Origin of the sequence: Halobacillus halophilus (assembly GCF_020171985.1) — a bacterium.
GTDB lineage: Bacteria > Bacillota > Bacilli > Bacillales > Halobacillaceae > Halobacillus > Halobacillus halophilus_A.
Genome location: NZ_JAIVAL010000004.1, coordinates 271820 through 283855, shown reverse-complemented (window position 1 = coordinate 283855; position 12036 = coordinate 271820). Strand labels below are relative to the sequence as shown.

Annotated in this window: 9 protein-coding genes; 7 read left to right on the top strand and 2 right to left on the bottom strand. The window is 41.1% G+C overall.

Annotation, left to right across the window (positions count from 1 at the left end):
- Positions 1–229 precede the first annotated feature (229 nt).
- On the bottom strand, positions 230–1135 hold the full coding sequence (gene rarD / locus LCM11_RS09845) for an EamA family transporter RarD (RefSeq protein WP_224894069.1): 906 nt from the start codon (positions 1133–1135) through the stop codon (positions 230–232).
- A gap of 126 nt (positions 1136–1261) precedes the next feature.
- On the bottom strand, positions 1262–2851 hold the full coding sequence (locus LCM11_RS09840) for an FAD-dependent oxidoreductase (RefSeq protein ID WP_224894068.1): 1590 nt from the start codon (positions 2849–2851) through the stop codon (positions 1262–1264).
- A 147-nt stretch (positions 2852–2998) separates the two neighbouring features.
- On the opposite strand from LCM11_RS09840, the gene LCM11_RS09835 reads away from it, so the two are divergent.
- The 7 genes from LCM11_RS09835 to cls all read left to right on the top strand — a co-directional run bounded on the left by LCM11_RS09835 (position 2999) and on the right by cls (position 11426).
- Entirely contained in the window at positions 2999–4270 is a 1272-nt protein-coding gene (locus tag LCM11_RS09835; RefSeq protein WP_224894067.1) for an EAL and HDOD domain-containing protein, read from the top strand.
- Between the two features lie 128 nt (positions 4271–4398).
- Positions 4399–5592, top strand: a complete 1194-nt coding sequence (gene megL, locus LCM11_RS09830; RefSeq protein ID WP_224894066.1) for a methionine gamma-lyase — start codon at positions 4399–4401, stop codon at positions 5590–5592.
- Between the two features lie 563 nt (positions 5593–6155).
- Positions 6156–6650 carry a PTS glucose transporter subunit IIA gene (locus tag LCM11_RS09825; protein ID WP_224894065.1) on the top strand — a complete coding sequence of 165 codons (495 nt, stop codon included), beginning with the start codon at positions 6156–6158 and terminating at the stop codon, positions 6648–6650.
- A gap of 175 nt (positions 6651–6825) precedes the next feature.
- Positions 6826–7767, top strand: a complete 942-nt coding sequence (locus tag LCM11_RS09820; protein WP_224894064.1) for an aminoimidazole riboside kinase — start codon at positions 6826–6828, stop codon at positions 7765–7767.
- Between the two features lie 12 nt (positions 7768–7779).
- Entirely contained in the window at positions 7780–9237 is a 1458-nt protein-coding gene (locus LCM11_RS09815; protein ID WP_224894063.1) for a glycoside hydrolase family 32 protein, read from the top strand.
- Positions 9238–9312: 75 nt separating this feature from the next.
- Positions 9313–9855: a transcription repressor NadR gene (locus LCM11_RS09810; protein WP_224894062.1), complete on the top strand. Its 543-nt coding sequence runs from the start codon at positions 9313–9315 to the stop codon at positions 9853–9855.
- Between the two features lie 128 nt (positions 9856–9983).
- A complete protein-coding gene (gene cls / locus LCM11_RS09805) occupies positions 9984–11426 on the top strand; it encodes a cardiolipin synthase (RefSeq protein WP_224894061.1) in 1443 nt (480 codons plus the stop codon).
- Positions 11427–12036: the final 610 nt, after the last annotated feature.

The window sequence follows — 12036 nt, the reverse complement described above, 5'->3', positions numbered from 1 at the left end:
GTAAAGGGGCGGAAGGGAACGGTGAAGACTCCTGCGGGATGAACATGATCGGTGAGATCCCGCAGGGCTGTTAAGCCCGAGGAAGCTCAGCACATGCCCGCGGAAAGCGAGCCGTTCCCTGGAGCCCCTTTCTCCACACAATATCTCGAAACTGAGTCTTCAACAAACCGGCCCTATTGCGTAATAAGCGTTATGAAAAATCAACAATAGACTATAACAAAGCCTTTCACTAACTCGCTTTTGCTTCATATTTTTTTAGACGTTTCATTCGAGTTACGGTGTAAACGGCAAGACCGGCCCATATAAGGGTGAACGATATAGCATGAACTTCTGTAAATGGCTCGTTGTATAGAAAAACCCCAATAATCAGCATGATGGTCGGGGCAAAATACTGCAGAAAACCAACCATGGAAAGCGGAATCCGCTTGGCTCCTGCCGAGAACAGTAACAAAGGGATTGCGGTGACAATTCCAGCTCCGAAGACAAGGACTGTAGTAAGAGAAAGCCAGTCTATCTGCATCCAATGACCGCTTTGCTGACCTAAGAGATAGATAAGCGCAACAGGTGACACAATAAGCGTTTCAATGGTTAATCCATACATAGCGTTAAGAGGTACCAGCTTTTTTAGTAACCCGTAAGAACCAAAACTGAAGGCAAGCAGTAGTGCAATCCAGGGCACAGAACCAAAGTTAATGGTCATAAACAATACACCGCATCCAGCAAGAAAGAAAGCAAGCCATTGAGCTCTTGAAAAGGTCTCTTTTAATACAATCATTCCGAGAAGAATGCTGACAAGCGGATTAATATAATAACCGAGACTGGCTTCAACGACATGATCGGTATTTACTGCCCATATGTAGGTGACCCAATTTATGCTGATGGTTATGGAAGCGAGTGTTATACCAATTAAACGGATTTTATTATTTACGATGGCACGAAGCTCTTTCATAAATGGCTTCCATTTATTTATGACGATAACTAAAAATGCCATAAAAACAAAAGACCATACAATCCTGTGGGCAAGAATCTCAAAGGCTGGAATCTGTTGAATCAGTTTCCAGTAGACGGGGAGGAACCCCCATAAAATATAAGCACCTGCTGTATAAATAATTCCTAATTTTTGATCGCTGATCATACAGAATTGATCCTTTCTGTGAGTATTCCAGGCGGAATTGATAAACTTTTCCAACTCGTATAGTATATCACCCTTTATGCTGGAAAAATAGAAAAGCGCTGCCTATTCTCAGGCAGCGCTTTGACGTTATAGCTGATCCGGTTGTTCTTCTTCTGCATTTATCTCATCAGATGTGATTTGCTGTTGTTCAGGGTAAGGAAAAGCGATCTTCATAAGTGGCTGGTCAGCCGGGCCTTCTACAACTGTACCATCAAACGAGAACCTCGAACCGTGGCACGGACAGTCCCAAGTACGTTCCGCATCATTCCATTCCACTTCGCACCCCATGTGTGTGCAGGTAGTATCCAGAAGGTGTATTTGATCTTCTTCATCTTTAAAAGCTCCCGCTCGCTCGCCTTTCCATTGCACAACTAATCCTTCACCTTTTTTCAAATTTTGAGGACGGTCTGCGACAAGCTCAAGTTTTCCTTCTACCAGATGAACAGCGACATCAAAATTTTGGGAAAGAAATTGTTTCATACTAGGATCCGTTTTAAACCGGGATGGTTTGAACAAAGAGTGAAAAAGCGAATCCTCTCCTGCAACAGATTGAGAAATAAGCTGAGCGGCAAGGGTTCCATTCGTCATGCCCCATTTTCTAAACCCGGTAGCTATAAAAACACGATCGTTCCGCCGAGTGATTGGTCCAATATAAGGAACTTTATCAAGCGTCGTCAAATCCTGGGCAGACCATTGGAATAATTTCTTCTTAATTCCAAAGGTTTGAGCAGCAAATTCCTCAATCGCATTATAGTGAAAGGATGTATTTACTCCCATTCCTGTTTTGTGGCTTTCTCCTCCGACAAGCAAAATGGGTTTGCCGTTGTATTCTGCTGTACGAATGGTGCGTTTTGGTTCATCAACAGAAAGATACATGCCATCAGGTATTTCACGTTCGGGTTCAATAGCCATAAGGTAAGAACGTTCTGCGTACATTCGGCTGAAATAAAATCCTTTTCCGTCGTAGAAAGGGAAGTGACTGCAGGATACGGCTTTATCACAGGTAACGGTTGCCCCAGACCCCGTGTATATTTCAAGCTTGGATCCTTCTTTAAGATCAGTGGCTTTTGTATTTTCGTAGATTTCTCCACCCATCTTGATAAACTCATCTACTAAAGCGGATAAGTATTTTAGAGGGTGAAAGCGCGCCTGATTATGCATAACAAGCGCTTTTTTTGCTTCAACATCAAAAGGAAGGGATTCAATTAGGGATCCTTCAATACCAATTTTTCTGTAAGCTTCGTATTCCTGATCAAGCTTAAGTGCTCCCTTATGAGTAGTAGCATATAATAGCGCGTCTTCTTTTTTCCAATCACAGGAGATGTCATATTTTTGAATCAATTCTTCAATTAAGGAAAATGCGTTCATCTGAGCTTGATAGTATAGAGAGGCTTCCTCACTGCCGAAATGCTTCATTAATTCATAATATATTAACCCATGCTGAGCGGTTACTTTAGCTGTGGTGTGGCCTGTTGTTCCATTTAATAAGTGATCAGAATCGAGTAATATAACTTGCTTCCCTTGTTTAGCTAATAAATAAGCTGTTGTAATTCCAGTAATGCCTCCGCCAATAACAGCGACATCTGTAGACGTATCTTCTTTTAATTCATCGAACGAAGGCAGTGATGTATCTTCCATCCACATTGGCTGGGGCTTTGTCCATTGTTGTTTATCCATGTTGTCCCTCCTGAAGAAGTCTTTAATCTCATTGTTTCCTTCTTGTCGCATTTCATGTATTTTTTCCCATACCGTTATGACAATGGAAGAAGTGGTGTAGTATACTTAACCTAGTGTTCTCAAGTGTTGAAGAAGGGAAGAAAGCAGATGGAGGTTTTCGTGGCACGGCAGCCAATCTTGAATTTGAACGAAGAAGTGTATGCTTATGAACTTTTATACCGAGACAGTCACGTGAATCAGTTCACTGCGATCGATGCCAGTCGAGCAACCACAGAGGTCTTAGTAAACAGCTTCCTAACGATAGGGTTGGATCGACTTTCCCAAAATAAACCTTGTTTTATAAATTTTACGGAAAAATTACTTTTAGACCAGATTCCAAAGCATTTTAACTCTGGCCAGCTAATTGTAGAGATTCTGGAAGATGTTCGCTTTTCTGAGGACCTTATCGGAGAATGCCGTGATTTAAAAGAAAAAGGATATACGATTGCTCTGGACGATGTTATATCCCTGGAACAGCTTTCCAATCCACATCTGCTTCAATACATAGATATTATTAAGGTAGATATACGAGCGGTACCTGCAAAACTTCGTACAGAAATCATCTCTTTAGCTAAAGCATATGATCTTACTCTGCTGGCTGAAAAAGTAGAGACGAGAGAAGAACATCAGGCTTGTGTTCTGGAGGGGTTCAAACTCTTTCAAGGGTATTATTATAGTAAGCCGGTGGTCGTTTCAGGAGTAGATATTCCTTTTTTTACAGCGACATATTTTCAAATTATTGAGGAACTATCTGTCTCAGGCAGAGAAGTAGATGTAGAAAAAGTGGTTGATATCTTAGAGCAGGATCTGGCTCTAACTTATAAATTGTTACGGCTGATCAACTCTTCCAATCACGAGCATTCTCATGTTCCTATCCAGTCCATTAAACAGGCTGTAATGCTTCTAGGGACTGATGCATTAAAAAAATGGATGTACGTGCTTTCCATCGAACAAACGGAAAGGGCGGCTTCCAGCGCTTCTCAGTTTCTGGTCAAGACGAGTCTGCTTCGGGCTAAGATGTGTGAGCAGGTTGCAATTAAGCTGCGTTCTGGCCTCCTATCAGATGGATGTTTCTTAACGGGATTTATGTCACTAGTGGATGTAGGAACGAAGCAGACCACTTCAGAAGCTATTCAATCGCTGCCACTTGATGTAGAAATAAAAGATGCATTGAACGGAGACCGGAATTTATACAGAAGGATACTGGATATAGCGATAGCCATGGAAACAGCTGAATTCGATATTCTTGATCGTTCACTGGAGGAATTAGGAATTGACTTTAGTGAAATATTTGAAATATATGGCCAGGCTATCGCATGGGCAGATCGATTATATCAAGAACACTTTTCTGACAACGAAACGGACAAAGTTATAAAATGAACACCCATTTGGGTAATTAGAAATATAGTAATTAAGAAGGAGGGCGAAACACCTTCCTTTTTGTTAGAATTAATTGAAAACGCTTACAATATTAAGGGGCATTAGTTGAAGGAATAGGGGGAGTAAAAGTGAATAGAAAAGATAAACGTATGGAGACCTCTATGATTCATGGAGGCAAGCATTCCGATGAGTTCTTAAGAAGCTTATCCATGCCTATATTTCAAACATCCACTTTTTCATTTCAGAACGCTTCAGAGGGGGAGCGCCGCTTTTCAGGAGAAGAAGAGGGTTATATTTACAGCAGACTGGGAAATCCTACTGTAAAAGCTTTGGAAGAGAGAATGGCAGTGCTAGAGGGAGGGGAAAAGGGATTGGCTTTTGCGTCTGGTATGGCAGCTGTTTCTGCCGTTCTTATTGCCTTAACGAAAGCCAATGACCATATTCTATGTTCCAATGGTCTATATGGATGCACATATGGTTTACTGACAACACTTAAAGAAAAATATAATATTCAGCATGATTTCAGCTTTATGGAGACAGAAGAGGAGCTCAGAAATAGAATTACTGACTCTACCGCATGCATATTTATAGAGACTCCTATTAATCCAACAATGAAAGTCATTGATTTACGGATGGTTGCTAAAGTAGCCGGAGAGTATAATATACCGGTGGTGGTGGATAACACTTTTTGCACACCTTACTTACAACGACCTTTGGAGTTAGGATGTGATATCGTTATTCACAGTGCTACCAAATATATAGGTGGTCACGGAGACGTAATTGCCGGGCTTGTTATAGGAAAAAAGGACTTTATGGATGAATTAGCAATGAATGAACAGAAGGATATAGGAGGTGTACTTTCTCCATTCGATGCCTGGCTTTTAATAAGAGGGTTAAAGACGCTCCATATCCGTTTAGACCGGCATAGCTCAAGCGCGGGAAAGATAGCTAAATATTTAAGTCACCACCCTTTAGTGAATGAAGTTTATTATCCGGATATTGAAAGTCCTAATTTAAAGGGACAAATGTCGGATGGTGGAGGGGTGCTTGCTTTTGATATTGAAGGTGGGAAAGAGGAAGCCCAACATGTTATGGATCAATTAAAATTGATTAAAATTGCGGTAAGCCTCGGAGATGCAGAAACGCTTATTCAACACCCTGCATCGATGACACACGCGGTGGTTCCCGAAGAAGAAAGGAAGAAGATGGGGATTGGAGATAATCTCATTCGATTATCTGTAGGCCTTGAATCAGTAGACGACATTTGGGAGGACTTAGAACAGGCCCTGAATGCAGGAGCAGGAAAAAAGAAACGGACGTAATACTCCGTTTCTTTTTTTGTTTTAAATCCCCAGTTGATCTTCCAATTAATCTCCCTTTTGTTGAAGACTTGATTTCGAGACATTTGTTGAGCGGAAGGTTCTGCGGAGGACGATTTCGCTTTCCGGCCCTGCACGACGCAGGGTCGATCGACCCTACGTCGTGTAGGGCCATAGGAAAGTGTTCAAATGTGGCATCACCCCGCAAGACACGACCAGCATAAGCCGAGCATCAAAAGGCCGGTGGTCTTTCCGTCCGTTGATGAACGGCTTATGTCTCGAGTGTCTGGGTGATAGAACAAGACGAGCTATTTCCCCACCAGCCCTTCTCCGCATATCGTAACGGACCCGAGTTGTCTCGAAACTGAGTCTTCCACTGTACGGCCCTTTAGTTTAATAGGTCGCTTATTAGAATAAAGATTTACAAAGCTTTTTTTGATGAAAGTTCAATGATGAGTTTATCGATATTAATCTAGGGAAAAGTACAATTAGCTTCACTTTCATTAGTAGACTACCACTTGTATAATGAGAAAGTATTTTTATTCGGTAAAGGAAGGGTGAAGATATTGTTAAAGAATTTATTTGGTAAAAAAAGTGTAGAAGAAGAATTAGTGGCTCCATTGAACGGAAAAGTCGTTTCTTTAGATGAAGTTGATGACCCCGTTTTCAGTCAGCGCATGATGGGCGATGGTGTGGCGATTCAGCCCACAGATGGAAAAGTAGTCAGCCCAATCAGCGGAGAGATCGTACAAATCTTCCCTACAAATCACGCCGTTGGAATTAAAACGAAATCAGGTGTAGAAGTATTAGTTCATATTGGTCTGGAAACCGTTAGTATGGAAGGTGAAGGGTTCGAAGGTCACGTGAAAACGGGTGACAAAGTGAATGCCGGGGATCACCTCATTACATTTGACCCTCAACTCGTAGAGGAGAAAGCCAAAAGTTCTATCACTCCCGTAATTATTACGAACTTTGATGATGCAGTTGAGAGCTTTGATCCAGCTTATTCTGACACGGCTAGTGCAGGAGAAACAAAAATAGCAACACTTCAAACAAAATAAACAATCCGACAAAAACCTAAAGCCATTTGCTTTAGGTTTTTTTGTATATACTTGAATTTATCGATGAGAGAATGGAAAGAAGGGGAGAATTAAAGGTATAATAATTAAAAGATTGGATCAGGGGAGTGAATGGAAGAACCTGGTCTTTTTTATATACAGAAAGGGCGTGCTTATTTTGAATAAAGGTGTTATTACTCTAGGGGAAGCTTTAATAGACTTTATACCACTGGATAATGAAAATATTAACTTTCAAAAGAGTCCAGGAGGAGCTCCTGCAAACGTAGCGGTTGGACTCGCTCGTTTAGGAGCTAGATCTTCATTTCTAGGTAAAGTAGGAGAAGATGTACTGGGTAAGTTTCTGAAAAAGACCCTGAGTGATTATGGGGTGAGTACAGAATATATGTATTTAACACAAGATACGCGTACGGGCGTCGTTTTTGTTACACTGGACCAGTCAGGCGAACGCAGCTTTGATTTTTATATCAATCCGAGTGCTGATCGTTTTCTTGAAGAGTCGGAAGTAGATGAAGCAATTTTTGAGAACCACAATGTGCTTCACTTTGGTTCGATTTCCATGATAGATGAACCTTCCAAAACAGCAACGAAAACTGCGGTAAAGAAGGCGAGAGAAAAAGGATTGATGGTTTCTTATGATCCTAATCTGCGACTGGGGTTATGGGATTCAGAAGAAAAAGCTAGAGACACTATTCTTTCGATGATGGGTGAAGCAGACCTTGTTAAAATATCGGAAGAAGAACTGGAGTTTCTAACTGGAGAATCTGATATTGAAATGGGCGTGCAAAAATTACAAAAGTATCATATTCCTGTCCTTTATGTAACTCTTGGGGCACTTGGAAGTCACGTTTATACAGGGGAAGGTCATACTCAGGTGCCTGCCATGAAGGTTGAAGCGGTAGATACGACAGGAGCAGGAGATGCTTTTGTGTCGGGATTGTTATACCAACTGAGTGAACATGGTACGGTTGATAAGCTGTCGTTAAAAGAACTGGAAGACATCACTCGTTTTGCAAGCGTATCAGGAGCTTTAGCTGCTTCAACAAAAGGGGCAATGACCGCCTTACCTACAAAACAAGAAGTTGAGGATTATTTGAATTAGGAGGATTTTTTGATGGCTGAAAGAGATCAGGAACTGCGCCAGGCAGCAGCAGAAGAAATAGATAAGTATAAAGAAGAAGTAGAGTCTGATCCATACCGGCTTCTCTTCCATCACATGCCGCCGGTTGGGCTTCTGAATGACCCAAACGGGTTTGTGCAATGGAAGGGAACGTATCATTTATTCTATCAGTGGATGCCTTTTGATACAGGACACGGAGCGAAATTCTGGGGTCATTACACATCGAAAGACTTTGTTAACTGGGTACATGAAGATATAGCTTTAACTCCTTCTGACTGGTATGACAAAAATGGTGTCTATTCAGGTAGTGCCATTTCTCATAATGGTCGTCTATATTTATTCTATACAGGGAATGTAAAGGATGAGGAAGGAAACCGTGAAACTTATCAATGTCTGGCCGTATCCGATGATGGGGTGAATTTTGAAAAGCAGGGAGTAATTGCTGAGCTTCCCGAAGGCTATACCGCTCATTTCAGAGATCCTAAAGTTTGGAAGAATGGCGAGCACTGGTATATGGTAATAGGAGCTCAAAGTAAAGACCTCCAAGGAAAAGCCGTCTTATTCCAATCAGAAAATTTATACGACTGGAAGTACCTTGGCTCTGTTACAGGAAGTTTGGAAAACAACCTTGGTGAATTCGGTTTTATGTGGGAGTGCCCCGACATCTTTGAGCTTGAAGACCAGGATATATTAATGGTTTCACCTCAAGGCCTGGAAGAGGAAGGAATGCACTACGCCAACACGTATCAGAGTGGATATTTTGCTGGGAAACTTAATTATGAAAAGCCTAAGCTTGAACATGGTCCTTTCCGTGAGCTGGACCGTGGTTTTGAATTCTATGCTCCTCAGACAACTATGGATGAGCAGGGCCGAAGAATTCTAATTGGCTGGATGGGTGTCCCTGACCAGTATGAGCAGGCACATCCTACCGTAGAGAAGCAGTGGGTTCATTGTTTAACACTACCGAGGGAATTGACTTGGAACGGGGAGCAAATTATCCAGAAACCAGTTAATGAACTGAAGGAAATGAGAGGGCCTGCTCTTATTCATGCTTCCATTACGATTGAAAATGATCAAAAAGCTGTGCGAGGTATTGGAGGAAGAGCAACAGAACTGAATCTCGAATTTGAACAGATTGAGGATCAATTTGCTGTTGAATTATTTCAGTATGCAGCTATTAGTTATAAAGATGGAATTCTTACCTTATCCAGACCGCATCTAGAAAATAAGGAAAAGACGGAATTCCGCCGTGTAGAGCTTCCACAAGGACTAAGGAATCTACATTTATTTATTGATCAGTCTTCTCTTGAAATCTTTGTAAATAATGGAGAGGAAGTTTTCACTTCCAGGATCTTTCCTCAGCCTGAAGAGGAAGATATTCTCTTCACTTCACTTGGAGAAAGCAGCTTTTCTATTGAACAATGGAAGCTTAGCGGCTTTAAAATTTCATAATTTTGAAGCTCTACCAGTGAAAGTTTAACTTATGCTACAATAAGAAAACGAAGATTGCATGAAGGAGCCGTCTATATGAGCCCATCCTCTAAGAAAATGAAAGCAAGTGAGAGAAGAGAGCACATTTTGTCCTTGTTGAAGCAGACAAATGATCCAATCACGGGTAGTTCTCTTGCTGAAGAGATGAACGTTACAAGACAAGTTATAGTAGGGGACGTTTCATTACTTAAAGCAAGGAATGAACCAATAGTAGCCACGAGTCAGGGCTACATGTATATGACCGATAACAAAGAAAGTCTCGCTTATCAAAGGACAATCGTATGTCAGCATAACGCAGAGCAAACAGAAGAAGAACTTAATATTCTTGTAGATCATGGAGTGCATGTATACGAAGTCGTAGTAGAGCACCCCATCTACGGAGATTTAACGGCTCAGCTTAGAATTTCAAATCGGCGTGATGTTAAGAAATTTATTGACGAGGTTCAATCTACAAATGCTTCATTCTTGCTAGAATTGACCGATGGCATTCATACCCACACAATTTCAGCAGATAGCAGGGAAGCTCTAGATGAAGCTGAAGAGGCTTTATGGCAAGCGGGCATTTTAATGAAAAATTAATGTGGATACACTGGGAAAAGAGATATGCTTAGAGTATGATCGGCATATCTCTTTTTTATATAGTGAATAAATCCAAATATGATATAGTTGATTAGCAATGGTTTTTTAGGGAAAAGGTGGTGAACCAGGTGAATATTATCCCGTATATTTTAAGTATTATATTAGGTTTAAACGTACTCTTGGCTTTAGCCATCATCTTTTTAGAGCGTAGGGATGCAAGTGCCACTTGGGCATGGTTGATGGTGCTTTTGTTTTTACCTATAGCAGGATTTATATTTTATTTAATTTTTGGAAGACGTTTAAGCAATAAAGAAATATTTACTTGGGATAAAAAGAGCCGTTTAGGTTTATTAGCCGCTGTACAGGATCAACTGCAAGCTATAAAAGAAGACCGACTAGAAATCAATCATCCAGATATTGTTCCTTACGAAGATCTTATCTACTTACATTTAAAAAATAATGATGCCCTTTATTCAGATAATAATGAAGTTGAAGTATTCACTGATGGACAAAAAAAGTTTCACGCACTTATTCAGGATATTGAAAGTGCTCAAGACCATATTCACTTGCTCTATTATATTGTTAGGGACGATAAACTAGGTACCCGCCTGGCCGACGTATTGATTCGAAAAGCTCAAGAGAATGTAGAAGTTAAGCTTCTGTATGATGATATGGGATCTCGATTACTTAAAAGGAAGTTTGTCAAAAGACTGAGGGACGCCGGAGTTGAAGTAGAATCTTTTTTTCCTTCTTTTATTCCTAAAGTGAATCTGAAAATAAATTACCGTAATCATCGTAAGTTAGCCATAATAGACGGAAAAATAGGTTATATTGGCGGATTTAATATTGGAGATGAATATTTAGGTTTTAACAAAAGGTTCGGTTACTGGAGGGACACCCATTTGAGGGTCGAAGGGAATGCGGTCAGTAACATGCAGACCAGGTTTATTCTTGACTGGAACCAGGCGTCAAGAAAAGACATTGTTTATGAAGATCGATATTATCAGGCGGAACCGAAGGGAAGTACAGGAGTTCAGATCGTATCCAGCGGACCTGACTCGGAATGGGAACAGATTAAACACGGATACATTAAAATGATCTTGTCCGCAAAAGAGTATGTGTACGTCCAGACCCCTTATTTCATACCGGATGATAGTCTGCTCGATGCACTTAGAATAGCAGTACTCTCAGGTGTGGATGTTCGAATTATGATCCCTAATAAGCCAGATCATCCTTTTGTTTATTGGGCTACATTTTCTAATATTGGGGATATGCTTAATGCAGGCGCAAAAATCTATATTTACCAAAAGGGCTTTTTACACGCCAAAACTATTGTAGTAGACGGTAATATTGCTTCTGTTGGTACCGCTAATATTGATGTGCGGAGTTTCCGTTTGAATTTTGAAGCGAACGCTTTTGTTTACCATCCGAATATTGCCAAGGCTTTAAGCGATCGTTTTCATGAGGATTTAACTGAATCTACCGAGCTTACGGATAAGTTATATCATTCGCGCTCTAAATGGATTCGCTTCAAGGAGGCTATTGCGAGGCTGCTTTCTCCCATATTATAAGCATACACAGTTTATATTATCAGGAATCGACCAACAGTCCCCCTCATATGAGAGGGGGACTGTTGGTTTTTTAATTCTTTTCAATAAACGTTATGGATTATTTTTCATAAAATACTTATTGCACTAAAGGGCCGATTAGTTGAAGACTCAGTTTCGAGATATATTTGGTCCGTTTCTAAGAAAGAGAGAAGGATGGCTACGGAAACAACTCGCTTTCCTGCGGGGGAACTGGCAAGCCTCCTCAGTCGTTATCACTCCCTGTGGGGTCTCGCCTAGCTCCTTCTCCCGCGGGAGTCTCGCTGTTTTCTCCGCCACCCCAGCAATATCTGGTAAACGGACCCTTCTATAGGCGGTGGAGAGGTGCTTGGATCTGCCGCAAATGCTTCTATAACGGGAATTATCCACCCATGTACGCTTATTTTTAATAGTTAATCTCCACCATAAACCGGTGCGTTTCGAATAAGATTTCGAGCTCCATATATCGCAAGGTCAGGAGGGGGATGATGGAGACTCCTGTGGGATGAACATGATCGGTAAGATCCCGCAGGGCTGATAAGCCCGAGGAAGCTCAGCACATATAAGAAGTTCGACTAAGATCGCCACGTCCTGT

Excerpts from the sequence above, each read along its gene's own strand:
- rarD (WP_224894069.1), bottom strand. The coding sequence starts at position 1,135 with ATGATCAGCGATCAAAAATTAGGAATTATTTATACAGCAGGTGCTTAT.
- LCM11_RS09840 (WP_224894068.1), bottom strand. The coding sequence starts at position 2,851 with ATGGATAAACAACAATGGACAAAGCCCCAGCCAATGTGGATGGAAGAT.
- LCM11_RS09835 (WP_224894067.1), top strand. The coding sequence starts at position 2,999 with ATGGAGGTTTTCGTGGCACGGCAGCCAATCTTGAATTTGAACGAAGAA.
- LCM11_RS09815 (WP_224894063.1), top strand. The coding sequence starts at position 7,780 with ATGGCTGAAAGAGATCAGGAACTGCGCCAGGCAGCAGCAGAAGAAATA.
- LCM11_RS09810 (WP_224894062.1), top strand. The coding sequence starts at position 9,313 with ATGAGCCCATCCTCTAAGAAAATGAAAGCAAGTGAGAGAAGAGAGCAC.